Raw genomic sequence first — 14,575 nt, 5'->3', positions numbered from 1 at the left:
TGCGTGCCGCTCACTCGTCGCACTTCACCTCGTTTTTGGGCGCGACGATGATCACGGGGTAGGTTCCGCGATCGAGTTCCACGCGCACGACGATAGCGGTGGTAGCAGGGTCGCTATCGTCGTACACGCTCACCTTCTCGTTCTTCAACAGCGTGACGCCCGTGCAGCCGGACGCGTGACTGTCGTCGTCGGCGACCTTGCATTGAATATCGTTTTCCTTGAGGTAGCGGATTCGGTCACGCTCCGGCGTGGCCAGATAGTCGCGCACGCTTTGCGCCGAGCCTGCAACGCCCGTCACGTAGCCGATTGCACAATCGCGCTTCGAATTCGAATCGGCCGACGACGTTTGGGCAACGGCGGGAATGGTGGCCAGAGCCATGGCAGCGAAGACAGACGAGAGGGTGAGGCACTTCATGAGTGTTCTTTTGCCGCAAGAGTGGAATCGGCGATTTTAACGCTTGCGCGTAATCCGCTAAGATCGACGCGGCATTCACAGAGCGAAACGACGCCCCAAACCAGAACGCGCAATGGACCGAATCGACGCCATGAAGGTTTTCGTCGCCACGCTCGACGAGGGAAGTCTCGCGGCCGCGGGCCGCCGGCTGGGCCGCTCGCCCGCGGCGGTGAGCCGGGCCATTGCGTTTCTGGAGGAGCACACGGGCACGCCGCTCTTGTATCGCACCACGCGCACGATCCGGCTGAGCGATGCGGGCGAGCGCTATGCGCTGGCGTGCCGGCGCATTCTCGCCGATCTCGAGGAGGCCGACCTGCTCGCCGCCGACGAGCGCTCGGCGCCGCGCGGCCTGCTCGGCGTGACGGCGGCGGTGGCCGTGGGCGAAGAGGTGCTGGGCCCGATGATCGATGAGTTCATCGACCGCAACCCCGAGGTGTCGATCCGCCTGCATCTGCTCGACCGGCCCGCGAGCCTCATCGACGAGGGTATCGACGTGGCGTTGCGCATTGCGCATTTGCAGGACTCCACGCTCGTCGCCATTCCGGTAGGCGAGGTGCGGCGCGTGGTGGTCGCTTCGCCCGACTATCTCGCCACGCACCCGCCCATCGACGCGCCCGCCGATCTCGCGAGCCACCCGATCATTTCGATGACGCATTTCGGGCTCGACTCGTGGAGCTTCCCTGCGGCGCGCCAGACGGCGCTGCCCCAGGTCGTGCAGTTCTCGCCGCGCTTCATCGTGAATACGATACGCGCGGCGCGGGCTTCGGCCGTGGCGGGGCATGGCGTCACGCGGCTCTTTTCCTACCACGTGGCCGAGGAGGTCGAGGCGGGCAGGCTCAAGATCGTCCTGCGCGACAGCGAGCATGCGCCGCTGCCGGCGAATCTCGTCACGCCGCACGGGCGCCTTTCGGTGCCCAAGGTGCGCAGTTTCGTCGATTTCGCCGTGCCCCGGCTGCGCGAGTACTTCGAGCAGGCCCGTCGCATTACAGACGCCGATTGAGCGACATTCGTCCATTCGTTCGCGGCGCGGAAGAATGACTTCCGTATCGCGGCGATTCTCTCGCCAAGCGATCTAACCTAGACTGACTCCCATCTTCAGCAGGTGATTCATTGCCTCGCTTGCAGGGAGTCGTAATGCATCAAGCCGTCTCGAATCCGTCCGCGCGTGCAGCCTACAACGTCTGGCGGGGCACGCTCGCCGGGGCCAGCGCAAGCCTCATCGGCATTGGTCTCGCGCGTTTCGCCTACACGCCGCTGCTGGCCGCCATCATCGGCGCACATTGGTTCCCAGCCTCGACCGCCGCCTACCTCGGCGCGGCGAACCTCGGCGGCTATCTGGCTGGAGCGCTGCTCGCGGGCGCGATGGTTCGCGCCGCCAGACCCGCCACCGTGCTGCGCGCGATGATGCTGCTCGCAACCCTCGCCTTTGTCGCCTGTGCGGTGCCCGTTTCGTTCCTCTGGTTCTTCATCTGGCGCTTTGCCTCGGGCCTTTCGGGCGGCGCGCTGATGGTGCTCGCCGCACCCACGATCCTCGCGCACGTGCCGGCCGCGCGGCGCGGCTTCGCAAGCGGCGGCATCTTCACGGGCATCGGGCTCGGCATCGCGGCATCGGGCACGATCGTGCCGATCCTGCTGCGCCAGGGCCTGACGGCCACGTGGCTCGGACTCGCCGTCGTCTCCGCGCTGCTCACGGCCGTGGCGTGGAACGGCTGGCCCGAGCATGGCGCGCCCGCACCTGCTCACGCGCCTTCGCGCTTCGAACACGCCAAGGCTTACCCCCGCGCGAAGCTGCGCGCGCTCTATGCCGAATACGGGCTGAACGCCGTGGGGCTCGTGCCGCACATGATCTTCCTCGTCGATTACGTGGCGCGCGGGCTGGGTCGCGGCGTGGATGCGGGCGCCGAATTTTGGGTGCTGTACGGCATCGGCGCGATCGTCGGTCCGCTCGCGGCGGGCCACCTCGCGGACCGCGCGGGCTTCGGTCCGGCGTTGCGCGCGGCGTATCTGGTGCAGGCCGTGGCGGTCGCAATTCCGGCGATCGGCATTTTCGGCGCGCAAGGGCTCATGGTCTCCGCCGTGCTGATGGGCGCATTTACACCAGGCATCGTGCCGCTGGTGCTCGGCCGCGTGAACGAGTTGCTTGCGCATCATCCGTCTGCCGTGAAGGGCGCGTGGAGCCGCGCCACGACGAGCTTCGCCGTGATGCAGGCGGTGGCGGCCTACGGGCTGTCGTTTGTGTTCTCGTCGAGCGGCGGCAACTATCTCGTCCTGTTCGCCATCGGCGCCGCGGCTCTCGTGCTCGCGCTCCTTGTCGATCTCTTCTCCGCGTTGAGGGCCAAGTGAATACCACCGTATCTTCTCCCGCCGCCGCGCTGCGGCAGACAAAGCGCGAGCCGCGCGGCTATTCGGAGCGCAACGCGCAGTACTGGCGGCGCAATCTGGTGGTGTGCGTGATCGGCTCGTTCACGACGCTCGTGAGCCTCAGCATGCTGCTGCCGTTCCTGCCGCTCTATGTGCGGCAACTCGGCGTGACCTCGCAGTCCGCCGTGATCCAGTGGTCGGGCGTTGCCTTCGGCGCGACATTTCTCGGCACGGCGCTGACCGCGCCGATCTGGGGGCGCCTCGCCGACCGCTATGGCCGCAAGCCCATGCTTGTGCGCGCGGCGATCGGCATGGCCGTGGTGATGTCGTTGATCGGCGTGGCGCACAATGTGTACGAGCTCGTCGCGCTGCGTCTGATCGCCGGTCTCGTGGGGGGCTATGCGTCGGCTTCCACCGTGATGGTCGGCACCCAGGCGCCGCGCGAGCGCGCGGGCTGGGCGCTCGGCATTCTGTCGACGGGCGCGCTCGCGGGCAATCTCATCGGGCCGCTGGTGGGCGGCGTGCTGCCTGGCTGGATCGGCATTCGTGGCACTTTTTTCGCCGGCGGCGCGATGATCGCGGTGGCGGCGCTGCTGACCATCGTCGTGGTGAAGGAAGAGTTTCATCCAGAAAGCGATGCGAAATCGCCCGCACGCAATGCCGCGGCTGGTTCAGGCAGTGGCGCGCGCCGCCCCGACTATGCGGTCGTGGCCGCGCTGCTCGTGACCGCGATGATGGTGCTGCTCGCCAACATGTCGATCGAACCTGTCATCACGGTTTATATCGGCAGTCTGGGCGTGGGCGCGGCGCATCTCGCACGCGTGGCGGGCGTGGTCATGGCATGCTCGGCGCTTGGCAGCATGCTCACGGCGGCACGCCTTGGCTCACTGGCCGACCGCTTCGGGAGCTGGCGCGTCATTGTCGCGTGCCTCGTGCTCACGGGCCTCGCGATGGTGCCGCAAGCGTTCGTCACGCACTGGTGGCAGCTCGCGGGCCTGCGCGTGGTGATGGGCATGACGCTCGCGGGGCTTTTGCCTTCCATCGGCAAGCTCGCGCGGCAATCGGTAGACGAAAGCAAAACGGGGCGCATGCTCGGCTATTTGCAGTCGGCGCAATTCAGCGGCCAGGTGGTGGGCCCGGTGATCGGCGGTGTGATCGGCGTTCACTTCGGCTTGCACGCCGTGTTCTTCGTGACCGGCGCGTTGCTGGTCGCATGCGGTGGACTCGCGCACTGGGCGCAGCGCCGCGCTCACGCTTGAAAGTGGAACGCATCCGGAGGGAACGCAACATGAGCACTCAAGTGGACGAACGGGCGTTGCTGCGCTCGCTCGGCATCCAGAAGCCGATCATTCAGGCGCCCATGGCGGGCACTACCACGCCGGCGCTGGCCGCCGCCGTGTCGAACGCGGGTGCGCTCGGCTCGCTGGGTGTGGCCGCGATGAATGCGGAGAACGCGCGCAAGGCAATCCGCCAGACGCGCGAGCTGACTGCCAAACCGTTTAACGTCAACGTGTTCTGTCATCGCCCGGCCACGCCCGATGCGGCCGTGGAGCGCGCGTGGCTGGACTGGCTCGCGCCGGTGTTCGAGCAATACGGCGCAACGCCGCCGCAATCGCTCTCGGAGATCTACACGAGCTTTGTCGTGGACCGTGCCATGCAGAGCATGCTGCTGGAAGAGAAGCCCGCAGTGGTGAGCTTCCATTTCGGCCTGCCGCCCGATGCGGTGATCGCCGAACTCAAGCACGCGGGGATCCGTTTGTTTGCGAGCGCAACGAATCTCGACGAAGCGGCGGCAGCCGTGGAGGCGGGCGTGGATGCGATCGTCGCGCAGGGTGTGGAGGCGGGCGGCCATCGCGGCGTGTTCGATCAGAACGCCCGCGACGACGGCCTCGGCACGTTCGCGCTCACGCGCCTGCTGGTGAGCGAGTTCGACGTGCCCGTGATCGCGGCGGGCGGCATCATGGACGGCGCAGGCATCGCCGCCGCGCTTGCGCTGGGCGCGCAGGCGGCGCAACTGGGCACGGCGTTCGTGGCCTGCCCCGAAAGTGCGGCCGACGAGGGCTATCGCGCCGCCTTGCTCGGCGACGCGGCGCGGCACACCACGTTCACTTCGGCGATTTCGGGGCGCCTTGCTCGCAGCATCGTCAACCGGTTCACCGCGCTTGGCGAGGACCCGAAGGCGCCGCGCGTTCCGTCCTACCCGATCACATACGACGCGGGCAAATCTCTGATTGCGGCAGCGAAGGCCAAGGGCGAATTCGGCTACGGCGCGCAATGGGCGGGTCAGGCCGCGCCGCTCGCGCGCGCGTTGCCCGCGGCGGAACTGGTGGCGCAACTGGAGCGCGAGACGCGCGAGAGCATCGCGCGGTTGCAGTCGGTGTGGGATTGAGCGGAATTTGACTGCTGCAATCGGAAACGGAAACATCGGCATGCGCGATGGATGCGCGTGCCGATGCGTCGTTATCAAGCGGGCACGATCTGCGCGATCACCACGAGTTCGACGGGCAAGTTCAGTGGCAGTTGCGGATGCGAGAACGCGGAACGCGCATGTCCGGCCTTCTCGCCGAGCGCGGCCGCGAAGAGATCCGATGCGGCGTCGAGGACAGCAGGCTGGTCGAGAAAGCCTTCGGCGCTGCTCACGTGGCCTTCCATGCGCACGATGTGATGCAGACGCTCGAAGCCGCCCAGGTGGCGCCTGATCTGCGCGAGCACGTTCAAGGCGGTGAGTTGCGCGGCCTCGCGGCCTTCTTCGGGCGTCAACTCTGCGCCCACGCGTCCGGTCCAGCGCAGCTTGCCATCGGCAAGCGGCCCCTGGCCGGAGATGAAGAGCAGATTGCCCGCCTCGGAAACGGCCGTGTAGTTGCCGAGCGGTTGCGGCGCGGTGGGCAGGGCGAGACCGAGATCGGCAAGTTTCTGTTCGACGGACACGATGTTCTCCTCGAGTGGTGATGAGCATTCGCCTCATGTTGGAGCCTTCAGAATAGAGCTAAAACAACAGGCGCGAACAGGAACAGTCAGGAGAAGACGGGCATGCAACGCAAATTCGACGATCTGCTGCTGGGCAGCATTGAACTGTTCTGCCAGGCGGCGGAACTGGGCAGCTTCACGCTGGCGGCCAATGCGGCGAGCGTCACGCCCGCTGCGGTGAGCCGTTCCGTCGCGCGGCTCGAAGAGCGGCTCGGCGTGCGCCTCTTCGTGCGCACGACGCGCCAAATCCGTCTGACCGATGCGGGGCGGCGCTACTTCGAGCAGTGCCGCCAGGCGCTGTCGCAACTCGTGGACGCCGAGCGCGAAGTCACGGGCGAGCAGACCACACCGGCTGGCGTGCTGCGCATCAGCATGCCCACGCCGTATGGGCACTATCGCGTGCTGCCGCTGCTGCCGGCGTTTCGCGAAATCTATCCAGAGGTGCAGGTCGACACGCACCTGAGCAACCGCAACATCGACTTCGCCGACGAAGGCTTCGACCTCGCGATCCGCGGGCGAGCGCCCGCCGATTCCAACCTGGTGGCGCGCAAGCTGGAAGACGCGGAGATGGTGGTCGTGGCTACGCCCGCTTATCTGAAGCGTGCGGGTACGCCGAAGACCGTGGCCGATCTGCAGTCGCACGAATGCATACAGTTCGAACTGCCAAGTAGTGGGCGCCATCTAGTCTGGACATTCGACGGCAATGCCAATGAAGACGGCGATGTGGTCACGAGCGGAAGTTACGGAACCTCCGGCGACGCGCTCGCCGGCGTGACGCTCGCGCGCGCGGGGGCCGGGCTCTTTCAGACGTATCGCTTCGTGGTGGCGGACGACCTGCGCGAGGGCAGGCTCGTCGAGGTGCTGCGTGAGGAGGGTGGGCGTACCCGGCCGTTCATTCTGCTCTATCCGCACGCGCGTTATCTGACATCGCGCGTGCGGGCCTTTGTGGACTTTCTGGTGGAGCAGTTGGCGGCGCCTGCTCCCGCGCCGCGCGCGAAGCGCGCGCAGTGAGGCGCCGCGAAAACGAATCGGAGCGGCAAAACACGGCAGCGCGATCAACGGAATAGCCTCACCGCTGGATCGTTTACGCAAAACGCGGGGCGCGCGAAGCATGGTGGGTTCACTAGCCGCGCGAGTCGTCCTGGCGTTCCGGATCGTCCCCGCGAGAAGGAGGTGTCAGATGAAAGCTTCTCGCTCGTTGTCTGCATGTCGTTCATACATCGGCAGGAACCGGGCGGCGTTCGTGCCGCGATTGCGTCACCTGGCGTTGGGTGCCGGGCTCTTCGCCCTATCGCTGGGCGCTATGCACGCCGACGCCCAGGAGGCGATCCTGCCGCCGGCGTTTGCGACTTCATCGACTGTGCCAACCAACGGCGACGTCAATCCGTACGGCATTGCGTTCGTACCAGCCGGCGTGCCGTCGTGGAGCACGCTCAAACCCGGCGACGTGGTCGTGTCCAACTTCAATGCGCAGTCGAATCTCCAGGGCACCGGCACGACGATCGTGAAGCTCGTTCCCAATAGCCAGCCGGTGACGTTCTTCCAGGGCGCCAACCTCGGTCTCACGACGGCGCTCGCCGTGCTGAGAAGCGGCTTCGTGCTGGTGGGCAACGTACCGACCGCCGACGGCAAGAACGTCATCGCGCCGGGCTCGCTTCTCGTCATCAATCCGCAGGGCCGGCTTGTCAAGGAACTGAAAGATGCGCGGCTGCTCGACGGCCCCTGGGATCTCACCGTGATCGACGGCGGGCAATTCGTGAAGGTCTTCGTCTCGGACGTGCTCAATGGCACCGTCGCGAGAATCGACCTCGCGATCGGCGGGAACGGTGTGACGGAGTTGCCGACCTCGACGATCGTCGCCTCGGGCTATATGCATCGCACCGATCCGGCGGCGCTGGTCGTCGGCCCGACGGGGCTCGCCTACGATGGCCGGCGCGACGTGCTCTATGTCGCCTCGACCGGCGACAACGCGGTGTTCGCCATTTACGGCGCGGCGGGTGCGAGCCATAGCGGCGGAGTGGGGAGGCTGATCTATCAGGACAACACCCACCTGCACGGACCGCTTGCCCTTGCGCTCGCACCCAACGGGCATCTCGTCACGGCCAACGGCGACGCCGTGAATCCCGACCCGCAACAGCCCAGCGAAATCGTCGAATTCACCGTGGACGGGCAATTCGTCGCGCAGATGTCGGTCGATCCCACGGCGGGTTCTGCGTTCGGGCTGGCATTTGGCATGGACAGCCAGCACCACTCGCAGTTTACCGCCGTAGACGACAGCACCAATACGGCAACGGTCTGGACGTTGCGTACAAATAACTGACAAACGACAACGCAACATCATTAGCCACGCCCCGCTCCGACGCTTCGGAGCGGGGCAGGCAGTGCCGGTCGTTTAGCGTACCGAAATAATGTCAGGGCTTCACGGTGTGCCACATGTCTTTGAAGCCGTCGCCGTTCATCTGTCCAGCCTGTGTGTCCTTCGAGTAGCGATAGAGGGGGTGGCCCTTGTAGGTCCATTGATGCTTCCCGTCTGCGGAAGCGATGAGCCCCCAGTCGCCGCTGGCCTTGTCGTAGGGGTCGGCGAGCGCGGCCGGCCACATGGTTGCACATGCACCGGCGCAGGCGCTCTTGCCCTGCACGGTATCCTTGTCGAACGTATAGAGCGTCATGCCGTCGTCGTCGACGACCATGCCGTTGGCCACTTTCGGCGCTTCCGCGTACACCGCAATGGGCAAAACGCAAGCCAGGGCGCACAACAAGATTCTGGTCATGATTTCAGTCCTCGTAAAACCCCCGCGGGGATACGTGATAAACGGCTGACGGCGGGCTTTCTTCCATTTTCGATGCGCCATTGGGAACAGCCTCACGGCTCGTGACATCTATTTCCTCGCAGGCAGGTGAAACGCCCGCCGCTCATCGAGGAGAGTCGTATGAACCCCATCAGGATGCTGTCAGGCGCGGCGCTCGCACTTTTGAGCCTGTTTGCGAGCGCGCTTTTGAGCACCCCGGCGCTCGCCCAGGCCTCGGGCCCGACCGATCCGCAGATCGCGGCCATCGTCGTGGCGGCGAACCAGGCCGATATCGACGCCGGCAAGCTGGCCGAATCGAAAACGCTGTCGAAAGACGTGAAGGCGTTCGCGCAACGCATGGTCGCCGACCATACCGCCGTGAATCAGGCAGCCGTCAAACTCGTGCACAAGCTGGGCGTCACGCCCGAAGCCAATCCGACCAGCGAAAGCCTGAAGCAGGGCGGCGAGGCCAACATCGCGAATCTCAAGACGCTCAAGGGCGCGGAGTTTGACCGCGCGTATATCGACCACGAAGTGACTTATCACGAGCAGGTCATCGATGCGCTCGACAAGACGCTCATTCCCAGCGCGCAAAACGCCGAGTTGAAGGCCTTGCTCGTGAAAGTCAGGCCGGCGTTCGTCGCGCACCTGGACCACGCGAAGCGCGTGCAGGCGTCGCTCGCGCAATCGCAATGAGCCGCGTGCGCCGTGTGGCGCTGGGCGTATGCGTGATCGTGTACGCGGCCAGCGCCGGGCCAGCGGCGGCCGCGAGCTATGTCGTCACCATCGAGCAAATGCGCTTCGAACCGCCGAGCGTGACGGTGCATGCCGGCGACAGCATCCTGTGGGTCAACAAGGATCTCGTGGCCCACACGGTCACCGCCGACGCCAAAGCATTCGACTCCGGCAGCATCGCACCGGGCGCATCATGGCGATATGTTGTTGCGAACAAACACGCCCGCCTTGCATATACGTGCCAGTTTCATCCGGTGATGCATGGCACCTTGATCGTGGAGCCGGGACCATGACAGCCTGGAAGGCCGCAATGGCCGAAGTGCACACCTGCGGATCGACGAGTGACGATGCGCAGCTTGTGCGCCGCATCGTGGCGGGTGACCTTGCGGCATTTGAGCTGTTGATGCGCCGCCACAACCGGCGCCTTTACCGGCTTGCGCGCGCCACGTTGCGCAACGACGCGGAAGCGGAAGACGCCTTGCAGGACGCGTATCTAAAGGCCTTCAAGGCGCTCGCGCAATTCCGCGGCGAAGCGACGCTCGCCACCTGGCTCTCGCACCTCGTGCTCAACGAGTGCCTCGCCCGGATGCGCCGCGAGGCGCGCCGCCAGAACGTGATGCCGATATCGCCCGATTGCCTGGACGAAGAGCAGATGGCTTTCGATATGGACCCGATGCACGCCCACGACGACAACGCCCCCGAGCAGCAGGTCTCGCGCGCCGAGATCCGCGCGCTGCTCGAACGCAAGCTCGACACGCTGCCGGTCGGGTTTCGCACGGTGTTCGTGCTCAGGACGGTCGAGGAAATGAGCATCGAGGAAACGGCGCAGGTGCTCGGCATTCCCGAGGCCACGGTGCGCAGCCGTCATTTCCGCGCAAGAAACCTGCTGCGCGAAGCGCTGGCCGAAGAGGTCGAGCGACTGGGCCCCGAGTTGTTCGAATTCGGCGGCGGATGCTGCGACCGCATCGTCGCCGACGTGCTGGCGAGGCTGCGACGCCTTTAGGGCGCAACGGGCGCGGCGAACGCAGCGCCGCCGCCCGCCCATTTGTTCGCTGCCGAACACACGCGGGCATATCGCGCACGTTGAGCAGCCGGGGCGAAACCGGATGCGGCATACTCTAAAACGCACCAGGCGTTTGCCTCTACAGAGAGCCGCGATGATCTTTCGCCAGCTTTTCGACCCTGCGTCGTCCACTTATACCTACCTGCTCGGCGACGCCGAAAGCGGCGAGGCGCTGCTGATCGACCCGGTCTACGAGCAGGTGCCGCGCGACCTTGCGCTGCTGCAGGAACTGGGCCTGCGTCTGCAGACGACGCTCGACACCCACGTGCACGCCGACCATGTGACGGGCGCGTGGCGCTTGCGCGAGCGCAGCGGCAGCCAGATCGCACTCGCCGAAGTGGTGGGCGCCGAGGGCGTGAGCCGCCCGCTGCGCCATGGGGACCGCATCGCTTTCGGCAAGCGGTATCTGGAAGTGCGCGCCACGCCCGGCCACACCAGCGGCTGCCTGACCTACGTGCTCGACGACGAGAGCATGGCCTTCACCGGCGACAGCCTGTTGATACGCGGCTGCGGCCGCACCGATTTTCAGGGCGGGAGCGCGGAGCAGCTTTTCACCTCCGTGCGCGAGCAGATCCTCACGCTGCCAGGTGACTGCCTGCTCTACCCGGCGCACGACTATCGCGGCATCACCGTGACGAGCGTGGCGGAAGAGCGGCGTTTCAATCCGCGCCTGGGCGGCGACGTCGATCTCGGCGACTTCGCGGGCTACATGCACAACCTGAATTTGCCGCATCCCAAGCAGATGGCCGTCGCGGTGCCCGCCAACCTGCGCTGCGGCAAGCCCGAGGGCGAGGCGCCGATCCAGGAAACGCCCGGCTGGGCGCCGCTCACGCTGCGTTTTAGCGGCGTGTGGGAAATCGAGCCCATGGCGCTGCTGGAGCATGTGGCCGGGATGCAGATCGTCGACGTGCGCGAGGCGCCCGAGTTCATCGACCATCTCGGCCATCTGCCCGATGCGAAGCTCGTGCCGCTCTCGCAACTGATGGCCCGCATCGACGAACTCGATCGCGACCGGCCGGTCGTGGCGGTGTGCCGCTCAGGCGTGCGCTCCGCGCAGGCGAGCGTCTTGCTGACCAAGGCGGGCTTCGGCAAGGTGGCCAATCTCGCTGGCGGCATGTTGCGCTGGAAGGCCGAGGGATTGCCCGTCGCGCCGTGCAGCCCTTAATGACGCCGCGGAGGAGACGAACATGACAGCCCACGACTTCGCCGAGTTTTCCTGGGACGAACAGGAAGACGTCAAGGCTGTACTCGCCAGCCGGGGGCTCGACCTGAGCGAGTTCCGGATCTCGGACAACGAGAAAACCGCTGCCGGCGGCGAGCGCGCGGCGATCCGGCAGGTATCCGTCACACGGATCGCCAACGGCAAGACGGCCACCTACGACACCGACCACTTCGCCCCGTGGATCACGGATTTCGACGAAGCGCTACAGGCCGGCGAGTTCGACGACTGAACCCGGCGAGCGTGCGCCGGCAGCACCGGGAGCGCGTCCGGTCCTTCGCGCATGGCTCGCGTACACTCGTGCCCTTGGGAAAGGAACCGGGAACGAGGAGCGAGGCTTGCCATGACGAACGCGACGGTGACTGAGGGCCGGAACGATCACTGGCTCGTCGCGCGGCGCGATGCGCAGACGGGCATCGAGAGTTTGCGCGCGCATTTCAGCGGCCACGCCTACGACCCCCACGATCACGACGACATGCTGATCGGCTATACGGAGCAGGGGGTGCAGCGGTTTCAGTGCCGCCGGTCGCTGCATACGAGCGTGCCGGGCCGGGCGATCCTGATCGAGCCGGGTGCGCTGCACGACGGCCACGCGCCCGAACCGGGCGGCTTCACCTACGCGATGTTGTATCTGCCGCAGCCGTGGGTCGAGCGTGCCGCGCGCAGGCTGAACATTGCGGGCCTCGCAGGCGTGGAAGCCGCTTTCGGCCAGACGCTCGTTGACGACCCGCGCCTGACCGATGCCATCCGCCGCGCATTTCTCGCGCTATACGGTGAGGAAGGCCGGCTCGCGCGCGACGAGGCGCTAGACCGCTTGCTGGAGCACCTGGGCGGCCATCTGCTCGACAAGGCCTCTGCTGCGGCCCCGGCGCCGCCCGCGCTGGCCCGCGTGCGCGATCTGCTGCACGAGCATATGGGCGCGAACATCGGGCTCGACGAACTCGTCGATAGCTCGGGCATCGACCGGTTTCGCTTGACGCGCCTGTTCCAGCGCGAGTTCGGGACGTCGCCCCATGCGTACCTGGTGCGTTTGCGCTTGCGCGCCGCGCGCAAGCTGCTGGCGGCGGGGCGCACGCCGGCCCAGGTCGCAGCGGAAGTCGGATTCGCGGACCAGAGCCATTTGGGACGCTGGTTTCGCCGCGCGTACCGCATGACGCCGGCCACCTACCGGCGTATGTGCAAGGACAAGCTGGACTAAACGGTCTGCGCTAGCGGCTCAACGCAGCCTGGGCCCGTTGCAGCCACTCGCTATTGTGCTCGCGGGCGTGGCGCGGCCAGTGCTTTGCGTCGTGCACGATGTCGGCGTAAAGCTCGCGTGAGCGCTGGCGGTCGGCGTCGCCGGGCTGCTGTGCCAGCCAGTCGGCGAAGAGGCAACGCGGGGCGGCGTCGCTCGCGCACGAGAGCGCGGCTTCGAACGCGGCGCGCGTCCCCGCTGCGCCATTGGCGGCGAGTGCCCGCGCATACAGCAAGGACGGATCCGGCTGCTGGCGCGCGACAGGCTGCACGGCGAACAGCTTTTCGAGCGTCTCCTGCGTGGCCGCGGCATTGCCGTTGGCAAACTGCGCGCGCGCGAGGCCCTCGAGCAAGGCGGGATCGGATGCGAACGGCCCCGTGGCCGCCGCCTGGTAATGCTCCAGCGCTTCGGCCGGATTGCCCGCGTCGAGCAGCGCCGCGCCCAGCCGCATACGGTGCGCGACGGTCGGCGCGCGGTCGAAATCCGTGCGGGCCTCGCGCACCGCGCGGTTGGGATCGACCAGTTGCGTGATGGCCCGGCCAGTCGCCCTCGCCCCGCGCGACTGGCGCAGGCTCGGCAAATAAATCACGAAGAAGTAGACGAGGCTGCCAAGACCGGGGAACAGAAACAGGATCAGCAGCCAGTACATGTTCTGCTGGTTGCGGATGGCATGCACTGCAAAGAGCAGGGCGATGATGACGTAAAGGCTGATTCCGAAAATGCGCATTGACGAAAGGGTCCGTTGTGGTGCGTTGCCGGTGTGTGCTTGTGCGCCGGGCGTGGCAAGTCGTCGAATCGACCGCAAGTTCGCGGATCAATGGCGACGTTTGCTCAGTTTGCGCTGCAGCGACTCCATCTTTTCCATGATACCTGCCGGCAGCTTGCGTTCCCTCGCAATCGCCACACTGTCGCGGCCTTTCGGATCACTGGCATCGATCAGTTCGGGCGCGGCTGCGCATAGTGCTGCCACCGCTTCCCTGTCCCATATGCGGGCTGCGGAAAATAAGGCTGTCCTCGATGGCTTTGTCATGGTTCTGCCGCATTGGAGCAACTGCCGGATTGTCGTGAATTCTAGCCGTGTCTTTCGATGAGCGTTCGTTTGTTCGTCCGCGCCCAGATCAACATTCGAAGAAGGTTAGTAGACCGATGCGAATCGCGGCCAGCACAATGCGGCGCTCGTGGAGCAGACTGCGGCGGCAAGTGCGCTCGCCGCTCAGGCGAACGACCCCAAGGGCTTCGTTTCGATGTTCAGGCTGACCGGCTCGCACGAGATGCCCGCGCGGCTTGACAGGGGCAAGCGCAACCGATGTGCAACCGCAGCCGCCGGCAATTTGCAGAGACGGACCGACCACAGGCAGAATACGAAACTCCGGCGGATGTAAAGACGCTATACGCGGCGGACTGGCGCACGCGCAACAATCAAAAAACGAGCTTACGGGGCAGTAAAGATGATGGGACGGCTTCTGGTAGTGGTATCGATGGTCGGTGTACTGGTCGCTTTGGCGGGCTGCAATACGATCGCCGGTTTCGGGCAGGACATCACGGACTCTGCCCGAGCCGTCCAGCGCGTGCTGTGACCAGCGCTTCGGGTGGCGTATAGCCGCTCGGGCGACGGTTCCGGGTGAGTGGGCAGGCTCATGCTGAGCGACAACCCAACGTCGAGACGGTCCCTCGTTTCAATCGATAAGTAATCCTTTGTAAATTGATGGCGGCGCTGACGGACGGCTAAAGCTGAATAAAATCCATTGTTATT

Annotated in this window: 17 protein-coding genes; 12 read left to right on the top strand and 5 right to left on the bottom strand. The window is 65.9% G+C overall.

The window, feature by feature from the left end; genetic code table 11:
- Positions 1-10: 10 nt before the first annotated feature.
- Positions 11-415: a hypothetical protein gene (locus tag L0U83_RS27965; RefSeq protein WP_233887387.1), complete on the bottom strand. Its 405-nt coding sequence runs from the start codon at positions 413-415 to the stop codon at positions 11-13.
- 112 nt (positions 416-527) lie between these two features.
- Here L0U83_RS27965 and L0U83_RS27960 point away from each other — a divergent pair, with 112 nt between their 5' ends.
- The 4 genes from L0U83_RS27960 to L0U83_RS27945 all read left to right on the top strand — a co-directional run bounded on the left by L0U83_RS27960 (position 528) and on the right by L0U83_RS27945 (position 5,204).
- On the top strand, positions 528-1,454 hold the full coding sequence (locus L0U83_RS27960) for a LysR family transcriptional regulator (RefSeq protein WP_233887386.1): 927 nt from the start codon (positions 528-530) through the stop codon (positions 1,452-1,454).
- 134 nt (positions 1,455-1,588) lie between these two features.
- On the top strand, positions 1,589-2,797 hold the full coding sequence (locus tag L0U83_RS27955) for a YbfB/YjiJ family MFS transporter (protein WP_233887385.1): 1,209 nt from the start codon (positions 1,589-1,591) through the stop codon (positions 2,795-2,797).
- Entirely contained in the window at positions 2,794-4,074 is a 1,281-nt protein-coding gene (locus L0U83_RS27950) for an MFS transporter (RefSeq protein ID WP_233887384.1), read from the top strand. The genes L0U83_RS27955 and L0U83_RS27950 overlap by 4 nt, the downstream gene beginning before the upstream one ends.
- A 29-nt stretch (positions 4,075-4,103) precedes the next feature.
- On the top strand, positions 4,104-5,204 hold the full coding sequence (locus L0U83_RS27945; protein ID WP_233887383.1) for an NAD(P)H-dependent flavin oxidoreductase: 1,101 nt from the start codon (positions 4,104-4,106) through the stop codon (positions 5,202-5,204).
- A gap of 74 nt (positions 5,205-5,278) precedes the next feature.
- Here the strand turns inward: L0U83_RS27945 and L0U83_RS27940 are convergent, their stop codons facing one another.
- Positions 5,279-5,743, bottom strand: a complete 465-nt coding sequence (locus tag L0U83_RS27940; protein WP_233887382.1) for a RidA family protein — start codon at positions 5,741-5,743, stop codon at positions 5,279-5,281.
- Positions 5,744-5,845: 102 nt separating this feature from the next.
- On the opposite strand from L0U83_RS27940, the gene L0U83_RS27935 reads away from it, so the two are divergent.
- Entirely contained in the window at positions 5,846-6,793 is a 948-nt protein-coding gene (locus L0U83_RS27935; RefSeq protein WP_233887381.1) for a LysR family transcriptional regulator, read from the top strand.
- Positions 6,794-6,962: 169 nt separating this feature from the next.
- Entirely contained in the window at positions 6,963-8,102 is a 1,140-nt protein-coding gene (locus L0U83_RS27930) for an NHL repeat-containing protein (protein WP_233887380.1), read from the top strand.
- Between the two features lie 91 nt (positions 8,103-8,193).
- Here the strand turns inward: L0U83_RS27930 and L0U83_RS27925 are convergent, their stop codons facing one another.
- The gene (locus tag L0U83_RS27925) at positions 8,194-8,553 is read right to left on the bottom strand and encodes a COG4315 family predicted lipoprotein (RefSeq protein ID WP_233887379.1); all 360 of its coding nucleotides are present in this window, start codon (positions 8,551-8,553) and stop codon (positions 8,194-8,196) included.
- A 174-nt stretch (positions 8,554-8,727) separates the two neighbouring features.
- On the opposite strand from L0U83_RS27925, the gene L0U83_RS27920 reads away from it, so the two are divergent.
- The 6 genes from L0U83_RS27920 (at position 8,728) to L0U83_RS27895 (ending at position 12,786) form a co-directional block, all read left to right on the top strand.
- Positions 8,728-9,267: a DUF4142 domain-containing protein gene (locus L0U83_RS27920; protein ID WP_233887914.1), complete on the top strand. Its 540-nt coding sequence runs from the start codon at positions 8,728-8,730 to the stop codon at positions 9,265-9,267.
- The gene (locus L0U83_RS27915) at positions 9,264-9,599 is read left to right on the top strand and encodes a cupredoxin domain-containing protein (RefSeq protein ID WP_233887378.1); all 336 of its coding nucleotides are present in this window, start codon (positions 9,264-9,266) and stop codon (positions 9,597-9,599) included. The genes L0U83_RS27920 and L0U83_RS27915 overlap by 4 nt, the downstream gene beginning before the upstream one ends.
- Positions 9,596-10,309 (top strand): RNA polymerase sigma factor, encoded by a 714-nt coding sequence (locus L0U83_RS27910; protein WP_373321119.1) that lies wholly within the window; start codon positions 9,596-9,598, stop codon positions 10,307-10,309. The genes L0U83_RS27915 and L0U83_RS27910 overlap by 4 nt, the downstream gene beginning before the upstream one ends.
- A 154-nt stretch (positions 10,310-10,463) precedes the next feature.
- Positions 10,464-11,534 carry an MBL fold metallo-hydrolase gene (locus L0U83_RS27905; protein WP_233887377.1) on the top strand — a complete coding sequence of 357 codons (1,071 nt, stop codon included), beginning with the start codon at positions 10,464-10,466 and terminating at the stop codon, positions 11,532-11,534.
- A 22-nt stretch (positions 11,535-11,556) separates the two neighbouring features.
- Positions 11,557-11,820 carry a hypothetical protein gene (locus L0U83_RS27900; RefSeq protein WP_233887376.1) on the top strand — a complete coding sequence of 88 codons (264 nt, stop codon included), beginning with the start codon at positions 11,557-11,559 and terminating at the stop codon, positions 11,818-11,820.
- 111 nt (positions 11,821-11,931) lie between these two features.
- Positions 11,932-12,786: an AraC family transcriptional regulator gene (locus L0U83_RS27895; RefSeq protein WP_233887375.1), complete on the top strand. Its 855-nt coding sequence runs from the start codon at positions 11,932-11,934 to the stop codon at positions 12,784-12,786.
- Positions 12,787-12,796: 10 nt separating this feature from the next.
- Here the strand turns inward: L0U83_RS27895 and L0U83_RS27890 are convergent, their stop codons facing one another.
- On the bottom strand, positions 12,797-13,549 hold the full coding sequence (locus tag L0U83_RS27890; protein ID WP_233887374.1) for a hypothetical protein: 753 nt from the start codon (positions 13,547-13,549) through the stop codon (positions 12,797-12,799).
- A gap of 87 nt (positions 13,550-13,636) precedes the next feature.
- A complete protein-coding gene (locus tag L0U83_RS27885) occupies positions 13,637-13,852 on the bottom strand; it encodes a hypothetical protein (protein WP_233887373.1) in 216 nt (71 codons plus the stop codon).
- Positions 13,853-14,575 lie beyond the last annotated feature (723 nt).

This window comes from Paraburkholderia flagellata (genome assembly GCF_021390645.1).
Classification (GTDB): Bacteria; Pseudomonadota; Gammaproteobacteria; order Burkholderiales; family Burkholderiaceae; genus Paraburkholderia; species Paraburkholderia flagellata.
Note: the sequence above shows the minus strand (reverse complement) of the source record. Positions and strands in the feature narration are given on the sequence as shown.

Coding starts and splice junctions, on each gene's coding strand:
- L0U83_RS27925 (WP_233887379.1), bottom strand. CDS start 8,553: ATGACCAGAATCTTGTTGTGCGCCCTGGCTTGCGTTTTGCCCATTGCG.
- L0U83_RS27930 (WP_233887380.1), top strand. CDS start 6,963: ATGAAAGCTTCTCGCTCGTTGTCTGCATGTCGTTCATACATCGGCAGG.
- L0U83_RS27945 (WP_233887383.1), top strand. CDS start 4,104: ATGAGCACTCAAGTGGACGAACGGGCGTTGCTGCGCTCGCTCGGCATC.
- L0U83_RS27915 (WP_233887378.1), top strand. CDS start 9,264: ATGAGCCGCGTGCGCCGTGTGGCGCTGGGCGTATGCGTGATCGTGTAC.
- L0U83_RS27965 (WP_233887387.1), bottom strand. CDS start 415: ATGAAGTGCCTCACCCTCTCGTCTGTCTTCGCTGCCATGGCTCTGGCC.
- L0U83_RS27905 (WP_233887377.1), top strand. CDS start 10,464: ATGATCTTTCGCCAGCTTTTCGACCCTGCGTCGTCCACTTATACCTAC.
- L0U83_RS27920 (WP_233887914.1), top strand. CDS start 8,728: ATGCTGTCAGGCGCGGCGCTCGCACTTTTGAGCCTGTTTGCGAGCGCG.
- L0U83_RS27955 (WP_233887385.1), top strand. CDS start 1,589: ATGCATCAAGCCGTCTCGAATCCGTCCGCGCGTGCAGCCTACAACGTC.
- L0U83_RS27935 (WP_233887381.1), top strand. CDS start 5,846: ATGCAACGCAAATTCGACGATCTGCTGCTGGGCAGCATTGAACTGTTC.
- L0U83_RS27960 (WP_233887386.1), top strand. CDS start 528: ATGGACCGAATCGACGCCATGAAGGTTTTCGTCGCCACGCTCGACGAG.
- L0U83_RS27885 (WP_233887373.1), bottom strand. CDS start 13,852: ATGACAAAGCCATCGAGGACAGCCTTATTTTCCGCAGCCCGCATATGG.
- L0U83_RS27890 (WP_233887374.1), bottom strand. CDS start 13,549: ATGCGCATTTTCGGAATCAGCCTTTACGTCATCATCGCCCTGCTCTTT.
- L0U83_RS27895 (WP_233887375.1), top strand. CDS start 11,932: ATGACGAACGCGACGGTGACTGAGGGCCGGAACGATCACTGGCTCGTC.
- L0U83_RS27910 (WP_373321119.1), top strand. CDS start 9,596: ATGACAGCCTGGAAGGCCGCAATGGCCGAAGTGCACACCTGCGGATCG.
- L0U83_RS27900 (WP_233887376.1), top strand. CDS start 11,557: ATGACAGCCCACGACTTCGCCGAGTTTTCCTGGGACGAACAGGAAGAC.